24 protein-coding genes are annotated in these 21444 nt (G+C 71.7%); 17 read left to right on the forward strand and 7 right to left on the reverse strand.

Going from position 1 to position 21444, the window contains the following annotated elements; genetic code table 11:
• From OZN99_RS07980 to OZN99_RS08000, 5 genes are all read right to left on the reverse strand, one after another.
• The coding region (locus tag OZN99_RS07980; protein WP_270934674.1) for a hydantoinase/oxoprolinase family protein at positions 1-1090 on the reverse strand (1090 nt) is incomplete at its 3' end.
• Positions 1090-2049, reverse strand: a complete 960-nt coding sequence (locus OZN99_RS07985) for a tripartite tricarboxylate transporter substrate binding protein (protein WP_270934675.1) — start codon at positions 2047-2049, stop codon at positions 1090-1092. The genes OZN99_RS07980 and OZN99_RS07985, both read right to left, overlap by 1 nt.
• 22 nt (positions 2050-2071) lie before the next feature.
• The gene (locus tag OZN99_RS07990; RefSeq protein WP_270934676.1) at positions 2072-3436 is read right to left on the reverse strand and encodes a TRAP transporter large permease; all 1365 of its coding nucleotides are present in this window, start codon (positions 3434-3436) and stop codon (positions 2072-2074) included.
• Positions 3433-4035, reverse strand: a complete 603-nt coding sequence (locus OZN99_RS07995; protein WP_270934677.1) for a TRAP transporter small permease — start codon at positions 4033-4035, stop codon at positions 3433-3435. Before OZN99_RS07995 ends, OZN99_RS07990 begins: the two co-directional genes overlap by 4 nt.
• 17 nt (positions 4036-4052) lie before the next feature.
• Complete coding sequence (locus OZN99_RS08000; protein ID WP_270934678.1) at positions 4053-5117, reverse strand: TRAP transporter substrate-binding protein; 1065 nt, start codon at positions 5115-5117, stop codon at positions 4053-4055.
• Positions 5118-5357: 240 nt separating this feature from the next.
• Here OZN99_RS08000 and OZN99_RS08005 point away from each other — a divergent pair, with 240 nt between their 5' ends.
• The 10 genes from OZN99_RS08005 to OZN99_RS08050 all read left to right on the forward strand — a co-directional run bounded on the left by OZN99_RS08005 (position 5358) and on the right by OZN99_RS08050 (position 12783).
• Positions 5358-5861, forward strand: coding sequence for a VOC family protein (locus OZN99_RS08005; protein ID WP_270934679.1), 504 nt, complete (start codon positions 5358-5360; stop codon positions 5859-5861).
• A gap of 12 nt (positions 5862-5873) precedes the next feature.
• Positions 5874-6848: an ABC transporter substrate-binding protein gene (locus OZN99_RS08010; protein ID WP_270934680.1), complete on the forward strand. Its 975-nt coding sequence runs from the start codon at positions 5874-5876 to the stop codon at positions 6846-6848.
• Positions 6845-7615 (forward strand): ABC transporter ATP-binding protein, encoded by a 771-nt coding sequence (locus OZN99_RS08015; protein WP_270934681.1) that lies wholly within the window; start codon positions 6845-6847, stop codon positions 7613-7615. Before OZN99_RS08010 ends, OZN99_RS08015 begins: the two co-directional genes overlap by 4 nt.
• Positions 7612-8361: an ABC transporter permease gene (locus OZN99_RS08020; RefSeq protein WP_270934682.1), complete on the forward strand. Its 750-nt coding sequence runs from the start codon at positions 7612-7614 to the stop codon at positions 8359-8361. The genes OZN99_RS08015 and OZN99_RS08020 overlap by 4 nt, the downstream gene beginning before the upstream one ends.
• Before the next feature lie 59 nt (positions 8362-8420).
• Complete coding sequence (locus OZN99_RS08025) at positions 8421-8753, forward strand: ArsR/SmtB family transcription factor (protein WP_270934683.1); 333 nt, start codon at positions 8421-8423, stop codon at positions 8751-8753.
• On the forward strand, positions 8750-9211 hold the full coding sequence (locus tag OZN99_RS08030) for an SRPBCC family protein (protein WP_270934684.1): 462 nt from the start codon (positions 8750-8752) through the stop codon (positions 9209-9211). Before OZN99_RS08025 ends, OZN99_RS08030 begins: the two co-directional genes overlap by 4 nt.
• A gap of 27 nt (positions 9212-9238) precedes the next feature.
• Entirely contained in the window at positions 9239-10192 is a 954-nt protein-coding gene (locus OZN99_RS08035) for a DUF1579 family protein (protein WP_270934685.1), read from the forward strand.
• A gap of 70 nt (positions 10193-10262) precedes the next feature.
• A complete protein-coding gene (locus OZN99_RS08040; protein WP_270934686.1) occupies positions 10263-11693 on the forward strand; it encodes an NAD(P)-binding domain-containing protein in 1431 nt (476 codons plus the stop codon).
• Positions 11694-11710: 17 nt separating this feature from the next.
• Positions 11711-12214 carry a CMD domain-containing protein gene (locus OZN99_RS08045; RefSeq protein WP_270934687.1) on the forward strand — a complete coding sequence of 168 codons (504 nt, stop codon included), beginning with the start codon at positions 11711-11713 and terminating at the stop codon, positions 12212-12214.
• Entirely contained in the window at positions 12211-12783 is a 573-nt protein-coding gene (locus OZN99_RS08050; protein WP_270934688.1) for a peroxidase-related enzyme, read from the forward strand. The genes OZN99_RS08045 and OZN99_RS08050 overlap by 4 nt, the downstream gene beginning before the upstream one ends.
• A 4-nt stretch (positions 12784-12787) precedes the next feature.
• Here OZN99_RS08050 and OZN99_RS08055 read toward each other — a convergent pair whose 3' ends face one another.
• Positions 12788-13774, reverse strand: a complete 987-nt coding sequence (locus OZN99_RS08055; protein WP_270934689.1) for a Bug family tripartite tricarboxylate transporter substrate binding protein — start codon at positions 13772-13774, stop codon at positions 12788-12790.
• Between the two features lie 158 nt (positions 13775-13932).
• Between OZN99_RS08055 and OZN99_RS08060 the strand changes: the two genes are divergently transcribed.
• Positions 13933-14994, forward strand: coding sequence for an NAD/NADP octopine/nopaline dehydrogenase family protein (locus OZN99_RS08060; protein WP_270934690.1), 1062 nt, complete (start codon positions 13933-13935; stop codon positions 14992-14994).
• An 8-nt stretch (positions 14995-15002) separates the two neighbouring features.
• Here the strand turns inward: OZN99_RS08060 and OZN99_RS08065 are convergent, their stop codons facing one another.
• On the reverse strand, positions 15003-15773 hold the full coding sequence (locus OZN99_RS08065; RefSeq protein WP_270934691.1) for a DeoR/GlpR family DNA-binding transcription regulator: 771 nt from the start codon (positions 15771-15773) through the stop codon (positions 15003-15005).
• A 159-nt stretch (positions 15774-15932) separates the two neighbouring features.
• On the opposite strand from OZN99_RS08065, the gene OZN99_RS08070 reads away from it, so the two are divergent.
• The 6 genes from OZN99_RS08070 to OZN99_RS08095 form a co-directional block, all read left to right on the forward strand.
• Positions 15933-16667, forward strand: a complete 735-nt coding sequence (locus OZN99_RS08070; RefSeq protein ID WP_270934692.1) for an SDR family NAD(P)-dependent oxidoreductase — start codon at positions 15933-15935, stop codon at positions 16665-16667.
• A 16-nt stretch (positions 16668-16683) separates the two neighbouring features.
• Positions 16684-17976 (forward strand): extracellular solute-binding protein, encoded by a 1293-nt coding sequence (locus tag OZN99_RS08075; protein ID WP_270934693.1) that lies wholly within the window; start codon positions 16684-16686, stop codon positions 17974-17976.
• An 83-nt stretch (positions 17977-18059) separates the two neighbouring features.
• Positions 18060-18890, forward strand: a complete 831-nt coding sequence (locus OZN99_RS08080; RefSeq protein ID WP_270934694.1) for a carbohydrate ABC transporter permease — start codon at positions 18060-18062, stop codon at positions 18888-18890.
• A complete protein-coding gene (locus OZN99_RS08085; RefSeq protein WP_270934695.1) occupies positions 18884-19705 on the forward strand; it encodes a carbohydrate ABC transporter permease in 822 nt (273 codons plus the stop codon). Before OZN99_RS08080 ends, OZN99_RS08085 begins: the two co-directional genes overlap by 7 nt.
• The gene (locus OZN99_RS08090) at positions 19702-20664 is read left to right on the forward strand and encodes an alcohol dehydrogenase catalytic domain-containing protein (protein ID WP_270934696.1); all 963 of its coding nucleotides are present in this window, start codon (positions 19702-19704) and stop codon (positions 20662-20664) included. The genes OZN99_RS08085 and OZN99_RS08090 overlap by 4 nt, the downstream gene beginning before the upstream one ends.
• Positions 20661-21444: PfkB family carbohydrate kinase (locus OZN99_RS08095; protein ID WP_270934697.1), on the forward strand; the 784-nt coding region annotated here is incomplete at its 3' end. The genes OZN99_RS08090 and OZN99_RS08095, both read left to right, overlap by 4 nt.

Here is a 21444-nt window from a genome sequence, read left to right on the forward strand (position 1 = left end):
CGCCGCGGCCGTAGCAGACCGGGCCGGGACGCGCGCCGGCGCTGCGTGGCCCGGCCGTGAGGCGGCCGGCGGCGTCCACCGCGGCGATCGAGCCGCCGCCGGCGCCGATGGTTCGCATCTCCACCATCGGCAGGCGCACCGGCAGGCGGTCCACCTCGCCCTGGGTGACCAGGCCGATGCGGTGGTCCTGCACGACGCTGACATCGAAGCTGGTGCCGCCCATGTCCACGGCCACGAGGTTGGGGCGGTCCAGCCGCCGGGACAGCCGCTCCGCCGCCAGCGCCCCGCCGGAGGGCCCGGAGAGCAGCAGCCGCGCGGGCTGGTCCGCCGCGCGCCGCAGGCTGCACATGCCGCCATTGGACTGCACCAGGAAGATGCGGGGATGGAAGCCGCCTTCGCCCAGGCGAGCTTCCAGCCTCTCCAGGTAGCGCTGCACCACGGGCATCAGCAGCGCGTTGAGCACGGTGGTGGACAGCCGCTCGTATTCGCGGATCTCGGGGCTGACCTCCGAGGAGAGGCTCACCGGCACGCCGGGGAGCGCCTGGACCACGGCTTCGCGCAAGGCGCGCTCATGCTCCGGGTTGGCGTAGGCGTGCAACAGGCCGATGGCGACTGCCTCCGGCGCGGCGGCGCGCAGCCGACCGATGACGGGTGCAAGATCGCCGAGCGGGGTTTCCACGCTGCCGTCCGCGCGCAGCCGTTCCGGCACGCCGAAGCGCATGTCGCGGGGGATCAGGCAGGGGAAGGGATCGGGCGCCAGGCCGTAGATGTCGCGTCTGACGTGCCGGGTGATCTCCAGCACGTCCTCGAAGCCGGCCGTGGTCAGCATCACGCCGCGCGCCAGCTTGCGTTCCAGCACGGCGTTGGTCGCGATGGTCGTGCCGTGCAGCAGCAGCCCGACATCGGCCAGCGCGAAGCCGAAGCGCCCCGCCGCTTCCTTCACGCCGGTCAGCAGCCCCTCGGACGGATCGGCCGGCGTTGTCGGCGTCTTCCAGGCGACGACGCGGCCGCGCCGCGCATCGAGGATCTGCAGGTCCGTGAAGGTGCCGCCGATATCGACGGCGATGCGGACGGGGCGCGTCTCGCTCATCAGCGTGCCCGCTCGATGCCGATCTGCCGGACAGCGCGCTCCAGCGCGGCGTTCTCCGCGGCGATGAAGCGGGCAGCTGCCTCGGGCCCCATGTAGTTGGGCGTGACGCCGCTGCGGGTCAGCTGCTGCTGGAAGCGCTCGGTGCGCCAGGCGCCCTCGAAGGCGGTCATCAGCGCCGCTTTCCGCTCCGGCGAAAGGCCACGCGGGGCGAGCATGCCCCACCAGATCAGCGTCTCCTCGTCGGGGATGCCGAGCGCATCGAGCCCGCTGGCGGTCGGCACCTCCGGGTGCTGGGCGCGCTGGGTCAGGATCAGGCAGCGCGCGCGGCCGTCGCGGATGGCCGGCATGGCGACGGCGATGGAGCCGCCATAGAGGTCGATGTGGCCGCCGGTGAAGGCGGTCAGGGTCGGGGCCGCGCCCTGGAACGGCACCATCGTCGCCTCGATGCCGAGCGCGCGGAACACCCGCTCCGCGCCGAGATGCGTGTTCCCGCCGACGCCGTCGGTGCCGTAGGTGAAGCGCCCGGGCTGCGCCCGCATCGCGGCGATCAGCGCCTGCGCGTCGCGGATCGGGCTGTCCTGCCGGACGCAGAAGGTGAAGCCGGTGCTGCCGACGATGAACATCGGGTCCAGCTGGTCCAGCGTGTAGCGCACGGTCATCACGTGCGGCGCCGCGGTGATCGGCGAGTTGGCGGTGAACAGCAGGGTGGTGCCGTCCGGTCGCGCCTCCGCGACCATCTGCGTGCCGATGGTCGAGGATGCGCCGGGCCGGTTCTCCACCACGATCGGCTGGCCGAGCGAGCCGCCGACGATCTCCGCCAGCAGGCGCGCGAAGACGTCCGTGCCGCCGCCGGGTGCGATCGGGACGATGATCCGGATCGGCCGGTCGAACAGCTGCGCCGTGGCGGGTGACACGGCGGCAAGCGCGACGGCGCAGGCGAGGACGAGACGCTTCAGCACGATGTATTTCTCCCGGTTCAGGTCAGCTCATGGCGCGCGGCAGCCACAGCGCGATCTCTGGAAAGACCAGCAGCAGCAGCACCGCCGCAAGATAGGCCAGCAGGAAGGGCATGACGCCGATGAAGACATCGCTGATCGGTCCGGCGCGCGGGCGCATCCCCTGCAGCACGTACATCACCGTTCCGTCCGGCGGGCTGATCTGCGCGATCTCCACCATCATGGTGACCACGACGCCGAACCAGATCGGGTCATAGCCCAGGGCGACGACGATCGGGAACACCACGGGGACCGTGGTGATGATCATGGAGAAGCCCTCCATGAAGGTGCCGAGGGCGAAATACAGCGCGATGATGCACAGCATGATGGCCCAAGGCGGCAGCGGCAGCTCCGCGATCAGCCGGGCCGTGGCCTGCGGGACATTGATGCTGGTGAGGATGTAGTTCAGCAGGTAGGCGCCGAAGATGATCAAGCCGAGCAGGGCGGTGTTGCGCGCGGTGGCTTCCGCGCTGGCATGCAGCATCCGCAGGTTCAGGCGGCGCTCGAAGGCGGCGAAGGCCATGGCGCCAGTGACGCCGAGCGCCGCGGCCTCGGTCGGCGTCGCCCAGCCGGCGTAGATCGAGCCGAGCACCAGCAGGATCAGCAGGACCGTGGGCGTCAGGTCCGTCAGGGCGCGCAGCTTCACGGACAGCGGCAGAGGCGGCGCCTTCGGCAGCGGGTGGCGCAGACCGTGGCCGAAGATGAGCAGCAGGAACAGGCCGGTGACGAGCAGCGAGGGCAGCAGGGCGGCGATGTAGAGCGCTCCGACGCTGGTCTCGGTCATCAGGCCGTAGATGATGAAGGTGATGCCGGGCGGGATGAGGTTGCCGAGCGCGCCGCCCGCGGCCAGCGAGCCGAGCACCCAGCGCTGGCTGTAGGCGGTGTTCTGGAAATAGGGCAGGGCGACCGAGCCCATGGTGGCGGCGGTCGCCACGGATGAGCCGCTGATCGCGCTGAACACCGCGCAGCTGACGATGTTGGTGTGCAGGACCCCGCCCGGCAGCCGGTTCAGCCAGACGTTCAGCGCCCGGTAGAGCCGCTCGGACAGGCCGGCGCGCAGCAGGATCTCGCCCATCAGCAGGAAGAGGGGCACGGCCACCAGGACGTAGTTGGAGGACGGGCCCCACAGCGTCTGCCCGGCGAAGTTCCACCAGGGTCGGTCGCTGAACAGGAAGCCGATCAGGAAGGCCAGCAGGCCGAGGACGGCGCCGACATAGACGCCGGAGCCGAAGACAACGACGAAGACGCCGATCAGCATCAGGATCTCGCCGACCGGCAGCGCGGCGGCGCCGCTGGCGGCGGCGAACGCCACCACCCCCAGCAGGGCGAGCAGCAGGACGAGCGCGATCACGCCTTCGGCCCCGGGGTGGCACCGACGGCTTCCAGCGCTTCCGCCGTCTCATCCTGCAGCGACCGGCTGCCGAGCAGCTCATCCAGCCGGCGCGGCTGGCCGAGCAGCAGGGCAAGCAGGCTCTCCAGCAGCAGCACGGCGCACATCAACACGAAGGCGGACAGGCCGATGGCCCAGATGCCCTGCGGGACGACGAGCGGGATCCGCAGCGCGGAGTTGTCATGCGCGTCGAACAGCGCGCTCTCGTCCACCAGCTCCCAGGCCGCCCAGGCGATGAAGGCCGCGAAGCCCCCGAGCAGCAGCAGCGAGACGAGGTGGAGCGGAGCGCGCATCGCGACCGGCAGGCGGTTGACCAGCATGTCCACCCGGATATGCGCCCGCACCGCCAGCGTATGCGCCAGCGCCCAGGCGATGCCGCAGGCCAGCATGTAGCCCGTGACCTCCACCGTCGCCGCGGAGGACACGCCGAGCAGATTGCGCCCGAGGATGTCGGCCGTGACGAAGAGCGCGCAGGCCACGTAGTTCCAGCCGGCGAGCCAGGCGAGCAGCGCGGCGAGTGCCGACACCCCGCGCCGCAGCAGCGCCGCGGTGGCCAGCACGTGCGCGCCTGGACCGCTCACCCGCCGAAGCGCACGCCGGAGAGGGGAGCGATGACCTGGTTGTAGATCTCGCCGCAGCGCGCGCCGCAGCGTCGGACGAAGCCGGGCAGCACCACCTGCTCGAAGATGCGGCGGGTCTCCGCGCGGTCGGCGTCGGTCGCCTTCACCTCGGTCATCGGCCGGGCAGCCAGGTTGTGGATGCGGCAGCCCTCGCGGTTGCCGATGTTGCAGTCGATGCCGTCGCGCGTGGCGTCCGCGCCGAGCTGCCAGAGGCGATCGCTCATCTCGCGGAAGGTGTCGTCCACCAGGGCGCGCACGGCGGGCTCGAGGCGGTTGTACCAGGCGAGGTTGACCACGTAGGCCGCGACCGCCCAGCTCACCGGCAGGTCGCTGATATGCGTGGAGACCTCCGGCCAGCGCGCCGCTGCGCCGGACCCGGACCCGGTGATGGCGCAGTCCACCACGCCACGCTCCAGCGCCGAGTAGACTTCGGGGAAGCCGATCGAGACCGGCTGCGCGCCGAGCGCGGTGTAGAAGTCCACCAGCGAGTTGCCGAAGGTGCGGATGCGCCGGCCACGCAGGTCGGCCAGCGAGGTGAAGGGTGCGCGGCAGAACAGCACCTGCGCGGGGAAGGGGTACATCGCCAGGATGCGCACCCCGAAGCGCTCCAGGTCGCGGTTCGCCACCGGCGTCATCGCATCTGCGATGCGGCGTGCGAGCCGGATGTCGGGCGCGAGGCCGGAGAGGTCGATGCCGTCGAGGATCGGCACGTCGCCCGACAGCGTGGTCAGCGTGCCGGCGCCGATCTCGGCCTGGCCGGCGCGCACCAGGCGGATGATTTCGGCGCCGCCCAGGTTGCGCTCGCCATGGCTGGCGAGCGTCACCTCGATGCGGCCGTTGCTCCGGGCGCGGAGCCCGTCGCGCAGCAGCGGCTGGTCCACCAGCGTATATTGCGGCTGCGTCGGCAAGGGCTGGGTGACCGCGGTAATGGCGATTCGCGGGCCCGGCGGGACGGTGGTCTGCGCCAGGGCCGGCACGGCAAGGCCGAAGGCCGCCAGGGCGGCAAGCAGCAAGCGTCGCATGGGGGGCCTCCATCCAGGGCGGCGCGATGCTTGCACAGATCTGCCCCGACGCAAGCGGCTACGTAACCGTGACGCGCCCGGACAATGCGCCCAGTCGCACAGGAACTGCGCAGCTCTGCTTGAGGCAAGGGCACAAGCTGCTGGGACACGCCACGGCGGACCGGGTCCCGGCGGCGGCGAGGGATGGCATGTCGCTTGCTGCGCCGGGCCTGCCGCGATCGGCGGCAGGGGCGGGGCGGGATGCCGGCAGCGGACGCGATCACCACGGGGTTGTTCCATGTCGCGGTGAAGACCGCCGACCTGGACGCCACGCGCGCCTTCTGGACGCGCATCATCGGCCTGGTGGAGGTCGCGCGGCCGGATTTCGGCTATCCCGGCGCCTGGTTCGGCGTGCCGCTGCCCGGCGGGCCCGCGATCCTGCATGTCTATGCCGGTGGGCCGGCGCTTGGGGCGGACGGCAAGGCGCCGCGCGGCACGGCGGCGATCGACCATGTCTCGCTGTCATGCCGCAGCTATCACACCTTCCGGGCGCGCATCCGTGATGCCGGGCTGGCGTGGCGCGAGTTCCTCGTGCCCGGCACCACGCTCTGGCAGATCTTCGTCCATGACCCGTCCGGCGTGCTGCTGGAGCTGACCTTCGAGGGCAGCGCCGAGGATGGGCCGCCCCCGGACATGTCCGACGGCCGGCGCTACGTCGCCGGCGAAGACTTCTTCGTTCCCGCCACCTACCCGAAACTTGCCTGAGGAGACCGCCGGATGATCCGCCGCCGACTACTGGGCGCCCTGGCCGCCATGCCCCTCGTGCGCCCTGCCCATGTCCGCGCGCAGGCGGCCGAACGGGTGCGCGTGGCGGTGTTCAACGTATCGTCCGCACTGCCCTTCTACGTGGCGGCGGAGCGTGGGCTGTTCGCGGCAGACGGTATCGAGGCCGTGGCGGTGCCGCTGCAGACGGCGCCGCTGATCGTGCAGGCGATGGTGGCCGGCGACGTGGAGGCGGCGTCGAACCTGGTGACGCTGGAAGGCGCCAACATCAACGCGCGGCGCGCCAACACCGCCGTATATGTCGCCCTGAACGGCCAGAACGCCCGCTATCGGATGGAGCAGTTCGTGGTGCGCGCGGGCCACCCCGCGCAGTCCATTCGCGACCTGCGGGGCGCGCGCATCCTCTCGGCGCCGGGGCCGGCCAACATCAGCGCCGCGCGGGCGGTGCTGGCGGCGAACGGCCTGCAGGAGGGGCGCGACTACACGATCCAGGAGCAGCAGATGGGCGTGCATGTTGGTGCGCTGCAGGCCGGCACCTTTGACGCCGCCTACACGCTGGAGCCGGTCGCGACCATCGCGGAGCGCGCGGGCGCGGCGCGGCGACTGGAGGCCGGCGTGATCGCGACCCATCTGCTCGGCCGCCCGGATGCGCAGGCCTGGGCCGCTGGTGCGGCGCTCACCGGGCGCTTCCTGGCTGAGAAGCCGGCGGTCGCGCAGCGCTTCGCGAATGCCTGGAGCCGCGCCTGCGACATCGTGCGCCGGGAGCCCGACAGCGTGCGGCCCCTGCTGGTGCAGCACATGCAGACCTCGGCGGAGCTCGCGCCCACAGTGCCGCTGGTGAATTTCACCATGGTGAAGGACATGACGGCCGAGGACATCGCCGACTTCCAGAAGTTCGTCGACCTCGCCGTGCAGCAGGGCGTGGTGCGCGACAGGATCGACGTGCGGTCCTTCCTGCGCGCGCTGTGAGGCTGCCCCCGCGGGAGGCCGCGATCAACATCCGCGGCCTGCGCAAGGCGTTCAGTGGGCAGCCCGTCTATTCGGGCTTCGACCTGGACGTACGGCGCGGCGACATCCTGGCGATCTTCGGCCCGAATGGCTGCGGGAAGTCCACGCTGATCAACATGGCCGCGGGGCTCCTGGCCCGGGATGGCGGCGAGATTCTCTATGATGGACGGGAGGTCGGGGAGGTCCGCATCGGCTACGTCTTCCAGAACTACCGGGAGGCGCTGTTCCCCTGGCGGCGGGCCGCCGACAACGTCCGCTATCCGCTCCGCCTGCAGGGCCTGCCGCGGGCCGCCGCGGAAGCCCGGCTGGAGGCGCTGGCTGCGATGTTCCGCGTGCGGTTCGACCTGAACCGCTACCCCTACGAGCTCTCCGGCGGGCAGCAGCAACTCGTCTCCATCATGCGCGCACTGGCGGTGGAGCCGGAGGTGCTGTTCCTGGACGAACCCTTCTCGGCGCTGGATTTCGAGACGACGCTTTCGCTCCGTGCGCTGCTGCAGCAGGTCCTGAAGGAACTCCGTGTGACGACCATCCTGGTGTCGCACGACCTCGAGGAATCCATCGTGCTGGCGGACCGGCTTCTGATGCTCACGCGGCGGCCGACCACGGTGGCCGCCGACGTGCCGGTGCCGCTGCCCTGGCCGCGCGGGACGGAGGTGCTCTCGCACCCGGACTTCGTGGCGATCAAGGCGCGGTGCCTGTCGGTGTTCGAACAGGCGGTGGCCGCATGAGGGCGGCCGTCGCGCCGGCCCTCGGCGCCCTGGGTTTCGTGCTGTTCTGGCAGGTCGCGGTGTGGCTGCGGGTGGCGGACCCGGTGCTGCTGCCCGCGCCGGCCGAGGCGTTCCGCGACACGTGGCAGGCCTTCGCCGGTGGCACGCTGGCGCATGATACCTGGCGCACCGTGCAGCGCACCGCGCTGTCCTTCGCCATCGCGACGGCCATCGGCGTGCCGCTCGGCGTCGCGCTCGGCGCGCAGGAGAGGCTGTATCGCGGCGTGGAGTTCGTGGTGGACTTCTTCCGCTCGACGCCGGCCTCGGCGCTGTTCCCGCTGTTCCTGATCCTGTTCGGCCCGGGCGAGGGCACCAAGGTGGCCGTCGCGGCCTTCGGCGCCGCGCTGGTGATCCTGTTCAATGCCGCCTACGGCGTCATCAACGCGCGGCGCACGCGGGTGCTGGCCGCGCGGGTGATGGGCGCTTCCTCCGCGCGGATCCTGCGGGATGTGCTGGTGTGGGAAGCGATGCCGCAGATCCTGGTCGGCATGCGCGCCGGAGTTTCGTTGGCACTGGTGATCGTGGTGGTGGCGGAAATGTTCATCGGCTCCACCGATGGCCTCGGGCACCGCGTGATCAACGCGCAGATGCTGTTCGAGAGCGGGCTGATGTACGGCGCGATCTTCGTCGCGGGCGCGCTGGGCTACGGGCTCAACCTCCTGTTCCTGATGGCTGAGAAGCGTTTCGTGCACTGGGCCGGGCGCTGACGCCGGCGTGAAGGCGCGCGGCTTGACGGGAGAGCCGGTGCGGCCCAATACTAAACTCAATGGTTAAGCATACTGAGCCGCTCGATCGCGTCTTCGCCGCCCTTGCCGACCCGACCCGCCGGGCGCTGCTGGCACGGTTGGCGACGGAGGATGGGTTGTCCGTCAGCCAGTTGGCCAAGCCGCTGGCGATGTCGCTGCCGGCGGTGATGAAGCACCTGGATGTGCTCGAGGGTGCGGGCCTGCTGGCGCGACGCAAGACAGGGCGCACCGTCGCCTGCCGGCTGACCGCCGCGCCGATGGAGGACGCCATGGCCTGGCTTGCCCGCTACCAGCGCTTCTGGAGCGAGAGCCTGGATCGCCTGGCCGCGGTGGTGGAGGACGGGAAGCCATGAACGTGACGGTGCCGAGCCTGACGCTGGTGAGGCGCATCAAGGCGCCGGTTTCGCGCGTCTGGGCGGCCTGGACGACACCGGCCCTGATGATGCTCTGGTTCGGCCCGCACCACACCCGCGCCGAGGAAGCGGAAGCGGATCTGCGCCATGGCGGCCGCTTCCGCGTGGTGCTGCGCGAGGACAACGGCGCGCGGCACGAGGCGACGGGGCTCTATGCCGAGATCGAGCCGGAGCGGCGCCTCGTCTTCTCCTGGAACTGGGTCAGCACGCCGGAGCGCGTGTCCCGCGTGACGGTCGAACTCCGCGCCATCGCGGAGGGCACGGAGGTCACGCTGACCCATGACCGCTTCGCCGATGCCGACACCGCCACGCGCCACCGGCGCGGCTGGACGGAGTCGCTGGAACGGCTCGTCGCGCTGCTGGACGGCGACGAGCCCGAGGGCGCAAGCCCGGGCTGAGAACGACACCGAGGAAGGAGCGTCACTATGGACATGCAGCCCGCCGCGACCGATCGCGACCTGACGATGACCCGCCGCATCCCGGCGCCGCCCGGGACGGTCTTCTCCGCATGGACAGAGCCCGATCGCGTCCGGCAGTGGTTCGGCCCGCGCAACATGACCACGCCGGTCTGCGAGATCGACCTGCGCCCGGGCGGGCGGCACCACACCGTGATGCGGGACGCCGAGGGGAAGGACTACCCGAACCCGATGGTGATCGAGGCGGTGGAGGCGCCGCGGCTGCTGGTCCTGCGCGTGCCGGAGGGCAGCAGCTGCCCGCTGCCCGGTTCCGTCGGCACGCTGCTGTTCCTGCCGGATGGCGAGGGCACGCGGCTGGAGGTGACGTGGCGCCATCCCACGCCGGAGATGCGCGCCCGCCATGCGGAGATGGGCTTCGACCAGGGCTGGGGCGAGACGCTGGACAAGCTGGTCGCGCATGTCGTCACGCCGCCCGTCGGGTGCCCGGTCGCCACGCCCGCCGCGGTCGAGCATGGCTGGCTGCACCGGATGGTCGGCGACTGGGCCTATGAGAGCGAGTGCAGCATGGGGCCCGGCCAGCCGCCCGCCAGCGCCAGTGGCGTGGAGCGCGTGCGCGCGCTCGGCGGCTACTGGGTGGTCGGCGAGAGCGAGGGCGAGATGCCGGGCGGCGGCCCGGCGCGCTGGACCATCAGCCTGGGCTTCGACCCCTGTGCGCAGCGCTTCCGCGGCACCTTCATCGGCTCGATGATGCCGCACATGTTCGTCTATGACGGCTGGCTGGAACCAGATGGCCGCACGCTCGTGCTGGAGAGCGAGGGGCCGGCGATGGATGGGCAGGGCACCGCGCGCTACCGCGACGTGGTGCGGCTGGAGAGCGACGATGCGCGCGTCGTCACCTCCGAGGTGCAGGGTCCCGAGGGCTGGACGGCGTTCATGACGGCGCGGTTCCGCCGCACGGCGTAGTCCCCGCGCGGGGCCGGCGCGCGCCGGTCCCGCGCTTCGCAAGGCGCTGCCTGGGCGGTAGAAGGCATCCATGCTGGATGCCGCGAACGCCCCGCCCGGGCTCGACGCGCTGGAGGCGCGCCTCCGCCAGGATCTCGCCTGGCTGGAACTGCCGGCGAAATCCTGGGTGCCGCCGCGGATGCATCGCGGCGAGCCGGTGGCCGACGTCGCGATCATCGGCGGCGGGCTGTGCGGCCTGGTCGCCGCCGCGGCGCTGCGGCTCCTCGGCATCGATCGCGTCCGCGTGCTGGACCGCGCGCCGCAGGGGCAGGAAGGCCCCTGGGTGACCTATGCGCGGATGGAGACGCTGCGCTCCCCCAAGACGCTCGCCGGGCCGGCGCTGGACCTGCCGGCGCTGACCTTCCGCGCCTGGTTCGAGGCGCAGCACGGCACGGCAGCCTTCGCCGCGCTTGGCAAGATCCCGCGCGTGACGTGGATGGAATACCTGATCTGGTACCGTCGCGTGATGGGGATCGCCGTGGAGAACGGCGTGGAGGTCACGCTGATCCGCCCGGAGGGCGACGACCTGCTGGCGCTGGAGACGCAGGGCGCGGGCACGGTGGTCTGCCGGCGCGTGGTGATGGCGACGGGGCGCGACGGGCTGGGCGCCGCCTGGATGCCGGAGATCGCCGCCGCGCTGCCGGCGCATCTGCGGGCGCATTCGCGCGACGACATCGACTTCGCGGCGCTGGCCGGCAAGCGCGTCGGCGTGGTCGGCGCCGGCGCCTCCGCGATGGACAATGCGGGCGCTGCGCTGGAAGCGGGCTGCGCGCGGCTCGATATGTTCGTCCGCCGCCCGGCGCTGCCGCGCGTCAACAAGTTCACGGGCATCGGCAGCCCCGGCGTGGTGCACGGCTTCGCGGGCCTGCCGGACGCCTGGAAGTGGCGCTTCCTGGACTACGTGTTCCGCAGCCAGACGCCGCCGCCGCGCGAGAGCACGATGCGCGTCTCCCGCCACCCGCACGCCAGTCTGCACCTGGCCAGCCCGATCCGCGCGCTCTCCCTGCAGGGCGACGCCATTCGGCTGGAGACGCCGGAGGCCGCCTTCGAGCTGGATTTCCTGATCCTCGCCACCGGCTTCCGCGTCGATCTCGCAGGCCGGCCGGAACTGGCGCTGCTCGGCCCGCATATCCGCTTCTGGCGCGACCGCTTCACGCCGGAGCCCGGCGAGGAGAACGAGGAGCTGTCGGACTCGCCCGATCTCGCGCCCGACTTCGCCTTCCAGGAACGCGAGCCCGGCGCCTGCCCGGCGCTGCAGCGGGTGCACTGCTTCAACTACCCGGCGACGCTGAGCCACGGGAAGCTCTCGGGCGACATCCCCGCCGTCAGCGCCGGGGCGCAGCGGCTGGCGCGCGGCATCGCGCGTGCGCTGTTCGTCGAGGACCGCGAGCTGCACTTCGCCGCGCTGCAGCGTTTCGACACGCCGGAACTGCTCGGCGACGAATGGCCTGACCGGCCGTGAGCACAGGGGAGCACGCCGTGCCGGACGACGAGGACCTGATTGACAGCCTGCTCGGCACCACGCCGGACAGCCCGCTCGGCGTGCTGCGGCGCCGGCGGCCGGAGGCGCTGCGCCATGCCCAGGGCGCCTACCGGGAGCTTGTGCTGCCCGCAGATCCCGGCGGGCTGAGCCACGCGGAACGCGCCGTGCTGGCGCTGCGCGTGGCGCTGCGGGAGGGTGATGCGGCGCTGTCCGCCCGCTATCGCGCGGTGCTGGAGGCGGCGGGCGGCGGCGCAATGGCCGCCGCCGCGGAAGCGCCGGGCACGCCAGGCGGGCAGGACCGGGTCAGTGCCCTGCTGCGCTACGCCGATCGCGTCGCGATGGCGCCGGACTCCACCTCCAAGGCCGATATCGAGGGGCTGACGGCGCTGGGCTTCACGCCCCGCGACATCGTCGCGACGACGCAGCTCGTCGCCTTCGTGCCCTATCAGGTGCGGGTGCTGGCGGCGCTGCGCGCCATGCTGCAGGAGAGCCGCGCATGACACGCTTCACCCTGAAGCCGGTCGGCTGGCGGCCGCGTCTGGACCCCGTCAAGGCGGAGACGGCGACGCCGGCGCAGCTGGCCGCCCTGGAAGCCTGCCCGCCGGCGCAGCGGCGCTCCACCTATTTCCTGACGCTGGCGCATGACCCCGGCTCGCTCGGCGAGCGCGGCGCGCTGTTCAATATCGTCATGTATGCCGAAGGCGGGCTGGATCGCGCCGACCGGGAACTGGCGACGGCCGTCGTGTCCATGGTGAATGGCTGCGTCTTCTGCACCTCGGTCCATGCCAAGCGCTTCGTCGAGCTGACCGGCGACGAGCCGGCCATGCAGCGCATCCTGGACGAGGGCTGGGCGGACGAACCGGATCCGCGCCGCCGCGCGGTGGCCGCCTTCGCCGAGGCGCTGACCCGCGCGCCCGGCGAGGTGACGGCCGCGCATGTCGCGACGCTGCGGGCGGCGGGGTTGGACGAGCTCGAGATCCTCGACCTCGTCCACGCCGTCGCGATGTTTGCCAACGCGAACCGCCTGATGCTGACGCTCGGCGACCCGCTGCTGCCGAAGCAGATGTAGCGGGTCAGTTCACCCGGGCGCCGGAGATCCGCACCAGCTCCGCGTGCCTCGCGAGCTCCTCCCGCAGGTAGGTCGCCAGGCGTTCCGGGGTGCCGCCGCCGTCCAGCGCCATGCCGGCGGCTTCCAGCCGCTGGCGCGCCTCCGGGTCCTGCAGGATCTCGTTCGCCAGCGCGTTCAGCCGCGCCACCAGCGCCGGATCCGCGCCGCGCGGCAGCATCAGGCAGAACCAGGTGCCAAAGGCCAAGCCCGGCATGCCGAGCTCGGCCGCGGTGGGCACATCTGGCATCTGCGGCACGCGCGTCTCCGACAGCACCGCCAGCGCACGCGCCCGTCCGCCGGCCACCAGCGGCTGCGCGCCGGTGATCAGATTGAACATCGCCTGGATGCGCCCAGCGACGAGGTCTGTGGTTGCCGCGGCCGGCGCCGCGTAGGGCACATGGGTCAGCTGCGTGCCGGTGCGCGACGCGAAGAGCTCCGCTGCCAGGTGCATCGAGGAACCGTTGCCGGTGGTCCCGTGGTTGATCGCGCCCGGATTGGCGCGCGCGAAGGCGGCGAAGGCCGCGAGGTCGCGCGCCGGGAAGTCGTTGTTCACGATCAGGATGTTCGGCACGCTGCCCAGCAGGATCACCGGCGTGAAGTCGCGCTGCGGGTCGAAGGGCATGTCGGCATACATGGCGGGGTTGGTCGCCATCGTGCCGGCCCAGGTCCAGAGGACGGTGTAGCCGTCCGGCGCCGAGCGCGCCGCGGCGGCGGCGCCCACATTGCCTGCGGCGCCGCCGCGGTTCTCCACGATGACGCGCTGCGGCAGGCGCTTCTCCATCTCCTGCGCGAAGATCCGCGCCAGCGCGTCCGCCGTGCCGGCGCCGCCCGGTGCCGGGACGATCATGCGCACCGGGCGGTTGGGCCAGTCCCCGGCGCCGCCCTGGGCCAGGGCGGGGCCAGTGGCCGTCACCGCCGCGACGGACAGCAGGGTGCGTCGTGAAAGGCTCATGCTCGGGTCTCCGTTTCTCCGCGTTGCAGCCAAGCCTAGGCGATGGCGCCGACGGGGCAAACCGGCATCCTGCCGGCTTCCGCCCGCCCCGCGCCGATGCAAGGCTGGGCCGCGGCACAGAGCGGGGGGGCGACGATGCAGGTCGGAGACAGCGTGCCATGCGGCTAGCCGTGCTGGGCGCCGGCGCGATCGGGCCGGCCGCCGCAGCGCTCGCATCCTCGCGCGGGCATCACGCGACGTTGTGGTCGCCCTCTGGCCGCGGCACCGCCGGGTTCGGCGACCGGCTCACCTGCGAGGGTGCCCTGGTGGGCGTGTTCCCCGTCCGCGTCGCGCTTGACCTGCGGGACGCGCTCGCCGGCGCGGACGTCGCGCTGCTGGCGGTGCCGGCCTATGCCTATGCGGAGTTGCTGCGTCCGGTTGCGCAGGCGGTGCCGCGTGACCTGCCGCTGCTCTTTGCGCCCTCGGCATCGCTGGCGCCGCTGGCTTTCGACGCGCTGCGGGCTGCGCTCGGCGCGCGCGCGCCGGTCGGCGCGCTGGCGACCACGCCGCTGACGGCACGCCGCCTGGCGCCCGACAGGGTGCGCATCCTGACCATACGTGCGGCGGTCGATGCCGCAGCAGTGCCGGCGCATGCGGCGCCGGAGGTCGCAGCCTGGGCGACCGCGCTGTTCGGTCACGCCTGTCCACTCGCGCCTGACGTGCTGCAGCCCGCCCTGGCGAACGCCAACCCCATCCTGCATGCGACGCTCGCCCTGGCCAATGCGACGCGCATCGAGCGCGGCGAGTCCTGGCCACAATACGGCCTGATGACGGAGGCGGTCTGTCGCCTCTCCCTCGACCTCCAGGCGGAGCGGGACAGGCTGGCCGCGGCTTTCGGGCTCGCCGTGCCGTCGCTGGCGGAAGCTCTGCACCGCGCCAGCGGCGTGCCCCTCGGTCCCCTGCATGAGGTGGCGGCCGCGCTGGCCGCCTCGCGCGGCGCGGTGGGCGGACCGACCAGCATGGAAACCCGCTATGTCACGGAGGACGTGCCCTATGGCCTGTCCTTCTACCTCCGCCTCGGCGAGGCGCTGGGCATCCCGATGCCGCGAACGGCGGCGACCGTCGGCGTGCTGGAGGGACTTTGGGGCCTGGATCTCCGAGCCAATCCGGTGCTGGAGATGCTCGGCGGCACGCCGTCGCCGGAGATGCTCAAGATGGGGGTCGGGCGGCAGCGGAACTGATCGCGGGGTCAGGTCGCTGGCGGGGCCACCACCACCTCGGTTCCGGCGCGACGCAGGGCCTTTGCGTGACTGTCCGGCGGCGGCCGGTCCGTCACCAGAACCGCGGCGGCGGCGACCGGCGCCACCACGCAAGCAGCAGTCTTCAGGAATTTCGTGTGGTCCGCGACCAGCAGCGTGATGCGGGCATGCGCCAGCATCGCGCGCACCACCGCCACCTCCTCCTCGTGATAATCCAGCAGCACGCCATCGGCGGAGATCGCCCCCACGCCGGTCACCAGCAGGTCGCAACGCCAGCGTGCCGCGAGCTCTGCCGTCAGGGCGCCGACGAGGCCGCCGTTTCGCGGGCGGAAGGTACCGCCGAGCACCTGCACCGAGACACCGTCGTCGCCGCCGAGGCTGCGTGCGGCGGCCGTGCTGTTCGTCACCACGCGCAGCGCGCGCCGGCCCGCGAGCTCGGCCGCGACCGCCTCGACCGTGGTGCCGAGCGTGAGGAACACGGAGGAGCCCTCTGCCACGCGCGCTGCCGCCGCGCGCCCGATGGCGGCCTTGGCGGCCGCATTCTCGACCTGGCGCAGCGCGTAATCCGTGTTCGCGATGGATGAGGGAAGGCTCGCCCCACCATGATGCCGGCGCAGCAGGCCTTCGTCGGCCAGGTCCTGCAGGTCGCGCCGAACCGTCTGCGGGGTCACCGAGAGCGCGCCGGCCAGTTCGTCGATCGCCGCATAGCCGCGCCGGCGCAGGATCTCCATGATCTGGCCGTGCCTGGTCGAGATGGACATCTCCGCCCCGTTGTCCTCCCCGCACCTTGCGCGACCCGCCGCAGGAGGGCGGGCGCGAAAACGAAAATCCGCTTGCGAAAACGAACATAACCTGCCGGAATGGCGTCGCATAACGAAAACGCGGCCGCGCCGATACGCGGTCGGGAGGACGCACCAGGAATGGGCGAGACGCGCGCCGCGACGGCGGCTCCGGATTTCTCCGTGGCCGGCAAGGTCGTGCTGATCAGTGGCGGCACGGGCGGCATAGGCATGGCCTTCGCGAATGCCTTCGCCGCCTGTGGCGCGACGCCGATCCTGACCGACCTGAAGCCCCCGGCGGAGGGGACGCCGTACCGCTACGAGCCGCTGGACGTGCGCGACGATGCGGCGGTGCGGGGGCTGGCGGCCAGGATCGAGCGGCTCGACGTACTGATCCACTGCGCCGGGCGGCTGATCAGGCACGAGGAACACCAGCCCGAGGTCTTCGCTGACATCGTGGATATCCACCTGACCGGCAACATGCGGCTTGCCACGGCCTTCCGTCCACATCTGGCGAGGACGAAGGGCTGCCTGATCAACATAGGCTCGATGTACTCGTATTTCGGCGCGGCCATGATCCCGGCTTATGCCGCGGCCAAGACGGCGATCGTCGGGCTGACCAAGTCCCTCGCCATCGCCTATGCCGATGACGGCATCCGTGTGAATGCCATCGCGCCCGGGTGGATCCGCACCGAGATCAGCCGCCGAGGCCGTGAGGAGCCCGCCTTCAACGAGAAGGTCATGGCGCGTCTGCCGACGAAGCGCTGGTCTGAGCCGGAGGAACTGGCGGGTACCGCCGTGTTCCTCGCCTCGCCGGCGGCCCAACTCATCAATGGCGTCACCATTCCCGTGGATGGCGGCTACGTCGCAAGCTGAACAAGGGAGGACAACGATGCGCAGAAGGACTTTCGCGGCTGCGGCCGCGGCAAGCGTGCTGGGCCTGCCGGCGCTGGCGCAGGATTTCAACTGGCGCGGCCAGGACGGGCGGACCGTCACGCTGCTGCTCAACAACCATCCCTGGTCGCAGGCGATGCGGGAGTTGGCGGCGGAGTTCACCGCACGCACCGGCATCCGCACGCGCATCGAGATCTTCAACGAGGAGCAGTTCCGTGCGCGGCTGACGACGCTGATGCAGGGGCGCAGCGCCGAGGTGGACGTCTTCATGTCGCTTCCCTCTCGGGAGGGGGCGGTGTTCAAGCGTGCGGGCTGGTACACCGACCTGGCGCCGCTGATCGCGGACCGCCGGCTGACGGCGCCCGACTTCAATTACGAGGATTTCGGCGCCGGCATGCGCCAGCAGGCGACGATCGACGGGCTGGTCGCGACGCTGCCGATCAACCAGGAAGGTCCGCTGTTCTACTGGCGGCGCGACATCTTCCAGCGCTGCAACATCCCGGAGCCGCGCTTCCTGGAGGACATCCCCGAGGCAGCGGCGCGGATCCGCGCCTGCGACGCCAACCAGGGCGTCTGGGCGGCGCGGGGGCTGCGCGGCGCCGTGAACTACGGCATGTCCGGATTCGTCTTCAACCTCGGCGGCAGCTACGCCACCGCCGACGGCAAGCCCGGGCTGTGCAACCCGGCGACGATCCGCGGCATCGAGATGTACGCGAACCTGCTGAAGGACTATGGCCCGCCCGGCGCGCTGAACCATACCTTCACCCAGGTGATCGAGCTGCTGGGCCAGGGCCGCATCGCCATGACCCACGAGAGCAGCAACGAGTTCGCCAACATCATGCGCTTCCCCGGGCGCGCGCAGGACCTCGGCGTGCGCGTGCTGCCGCCGGGGCGGGAGACCGGCATCTCGAAGCCGCTGGTGATCGGATGGGGCCTCGCCGTCTCCGCCCATTCCCGGCAGAAGGAGGCCGCCTGGCTGTTCCTGCAATGGGCGACGAGCACCGAGGTGCAGACGCGCCTGGTGCAGAACGGCGTCGCGCCGCCGCGCGCCAGCGTGTTCCAGGGACCGGCCTTCAACGCCTGGGCCAACGAGATGCCGATCCGCCGCGCCTGGGCGGAGGCGCTGATCGAGATCGGCCGCACCGGCACCGGCGTCTACCAGTCGCCGACCGACCGGGTGCCGGAAGCACGCGACATCATCGGCAACGCGATGCAGCAGATCGTGCTCGGTCGTGCCTCAGCGCGCGACGCTGTCTGCGCGGCCGATCCGGAACTGGCCCGGCTGCAGTGACGGCGGCGGAGGCGGTTGCAGGCGCGTCGCCGGCCGGGCGGATTGCCCGGCCGCGCCGGCGGCCGACCGCCTCCTTCCGCTGGATGGTGGCGCCGGCGCTGCTCTTCGCCGCGGCGATGATCGTGATGCCCTTCGGCTGGGCGATCTGGCTCTCGCTGCAGGAATCGGTGATCGGCGGCGAGGCGCGCTTCGTCGGGCTGGACAACTATCGCCGCCTGGTGGCGGATGGCGAGTTCTGGAACGGGTTCCGGCTGACACTCACGCTCTGGCTCCTCTCGCTGGCGCTGCAACTCGTGGCGGGGACCTGGCTCGGGCTGCTGCTGGCGCGGCTGCATGCGGCGCGGGGGCTGATCCGCACCGTGCTGATCTCGCCCTTCATGCTGCCGCCGGTGGTCATCGGCATGATGGCGATCGTCATCCTCGATCCCGGGCTTGGCGTCGCGAACTGGCTGCTGGCGCGGATCGGTCTTGGCCCGCTGCTATTCCTGGCCGATCCTGAGACGGTGATCCTGACCGTCGCGCTGGTGGATACCTGGCAGTGGACGCCCTTCGTCGCGCTGATCGTGCTGGGCGGCTATCTCTCCCTGCCGCGCGACGTGTTCGAGGCGGCGGAGATCGACGGGGCCGGCACCGTGCAGCGCTTCCTGCGCATTACCCTGCCGCTGCTGGCGCCGACGCTGGTGACGGCGGCGGTGCTCCGCAGCGTGGACCTGCTGCGATTCTTCGACGTGATCTACATCACCACCCAGGGCGGGCCGGGCCATGCCAGCACGACGCTCAACATCCTGGCCTATCGCCGCGGCTTCGAGTTTTTCGAGTTCGGCTACGCGGCGGCGCTGATGGTCACGCTCTCCGCCATCGTCTTCGGCAGCGTGCTGGCCTTCGCGCGCATCCGGCGGGCGGTGGCATGGTAGTCGGGGCGCGGCGTGTCACGCGGCTGCTGGACGCGGTCCAGCTCGGCATGGTCGTGCTGGTGCTGGTCGCGCCGGTAGCCTGGATGGTGCTGTCGGCCTTCAAGCCGCGGACGGAGGTCGCGGCACTGCCGCCGCGGCTGGTGTTCACGCCGACGCTGGAGAATTTCGCCGAGCTGTTCCAGCGCACTGACTTCCTGGAGAACACCGTCAACAGCCTCATCGTGGCCGGCGGCTCCACGGCGCTCGGGCTGCTCCTCGCCTTCCCGGCGGCCTTCGCCATGTCCTGGCATCGCATGACCTGGCCTGCGACCGCGACGCTCTTCGCGCGCATGGCGCCGGGCACGCTGTTCCTGCTGCCCTGGCTGATGATGTTCACCGCCCTCGGCCTGGTCGGCAGCCACCTGGCGCTGATCCTGACGCATGCCGTCATCACCCTGCCGGTCGCCATCTGGGTCCTGCTGCCCTATTTCGACGCGCTGCCGCGCGAGATCATCGAGAGCGCGGAGATCGATGGCTGTCGCCAGCACCAGACCCTGCTGCGGGTGGCGCTGCCGATGGTGGCGCCGGGCGTGGTGGTGGCCGCCATCCTGTGCTTCGTCTTCTCCTGGAACTACTTCCTTTTCGCGCTCGTGCTGTCGGGCTTCGATTCCAAGACCGCGATTGTGGCGAGCTTCAACTTCATCGGGGAGGGCGTTACCAACTGGGGCGCGCTGATGGCGGCCGCGACCGTGATCGCGCTGCCGCCGCTGATCCTGACCCTGATCATCCAGCGCCGCCTGGTGGGCGGGCTGTCCGCGGGGGCCGTGAAGGGATGAGGGCCGCGCGCTTCGTGGGGGAGAACCGCATCGCGGTCGACGATGCGCCGCCCCCCCTGCCGAAACCGGGCGAGGTGCTGCTGCGTGTGGCGTGCTGCGCGCTGTGCGGCAGCGACCTGCGGCCGCTGCGGCAGGGCTCGCCGGTGACGCCGGGCCACGAGATACTCGGCTACGTGGACCAGCCGGGGCACGCCTGGCATGGCCGGCGCGCGCTGGTCTACATCCCGGTCTTCTGCGGCGCCTGCCCGGACTGTGCGGCCGGCCACACGCATCTCTGCCGCAACGCGACGGACCTGATGGGCTGGCAGCGCGACGGCGGCTATGCCGAGGCGCTGGCCGTGCCGGAGCAATGCCTTCTGCCGGTGCCGGACGACATCCCGGACCACCTGGCGCCGCTGCTGCTGGACGCGATCGGCACCACCGCGCATGGGGTGCGTCTGGCGCAGCGCATCGTCCCCCACGGCGCGGCGCTGGTGCTGGGCGCCGGGCCGATCGGGCTCGGCGCGCTGCTGGTGCTGCGCGGCATGGGCTACGGGCCGCTATTCGCCGTCGAGCCCGGCGCGTACCGGGCGCGCTTCGCCGCTTCGCTCGGCGCCGCGCATCTGGCCGCCGAGGACGCCGCGATGCGTCGCTTCGACCTGGTGGTCGAGGCCAGCGGCAAGGATGCCGCGCGGCAGATGGCCTTCGAGGTAGTGGCGCCGATGGGCGCCATCCTGCAGTTCGGCGAGAGCGACAGCTGGACCATCGCAGAGAACAAGACCATCCGGCGCAAGGATTTCTGCCTGCTCCGGTCCTTCTACTTCCCGGTCGGCGACCACGCGGCGAACATCGCGCTGCTGCGGGCGCATCGCGCCGAATACGAGAGGCTGGTGGACGACCGGGCCGGCTTCGACGGCCTGCAGGGCCTGTTCGATGCCTTCCGGCGCGGCGAGAAGCTGAAGCCGCTCTTCGTCCCATGACGCGAAAGGTCGTCTGCTCCGGCATCGCCGTGCTGGATCGCGCCTACGAGCTGGAGAGCCTGCCGGAGCGCCCGGGCAAGGTGATCGCCCACGGCTACCGGGAGGTCGGCGGCGGCATGGCGGCGACCGCCGCCGTCGCCATCGCGCATCTCGGCGGCACGGCGCTGTGGTGCGGCCGGCTCGGCCGGGACGAGGTGGGCGCGACGATCCTGGCGAAGCTGCGGGGGCATGGCGTGGACACTCGCGGGGTGACGCAGTCGCATGGCGCGCGCTCGCCCACGGCCGGCATTCTGGTGGACCCGCTAGGCGAGCGGATCCTCGCCGTCTTCCCCGGCGCCGGTCTGCCAGAGGACGCGCCGATCGATCCGGACTGGCTCGACGGCGCCGGCGCCGTGCTAGGCGACCCGCGCTGGATCGGCGGTGCGGAGCAGCTCTTCGTGGCCGCCGCACGGCGTGGCCTGCCGCGCGTGCTCGACGCGGAAACCAGCCCGGAGGGCGTGCTGGCGCGGCTGGTGCCGCAGGCCGACCATGTCGTGTTCTCCGAACACGGGCTCGCCGGCTTCGCCGGCACGCCGGTGCCGGAAACCGGATTGGCCCACGTCGCGCCGGCGCTGGACGCGACGGTGGCGGTCACGCTGGGCGCGCAGGGCAGCCTGTGGTGGATCGAAGGGCGGCCCGTCGCCGTGCCGGCGCCGCGCGTGGCCGCGCGCGACACGACGGGCTGCGGCGACGTCTTCCACGGCGCCTATGCGCTGGCGCTGGCCGAGGGCGCTGCCGTGC

The organism is Falsiroseomonas oryzae (assembly GCF_027856955.1).
GTDB classification, from domain to species: Bacteria; Pseudomonadota; Alphaproteobacteria; order Acetobacterales; family Acetobacteraceae; genus Falsiroseomonas; species Falsiroseomonas oryzae.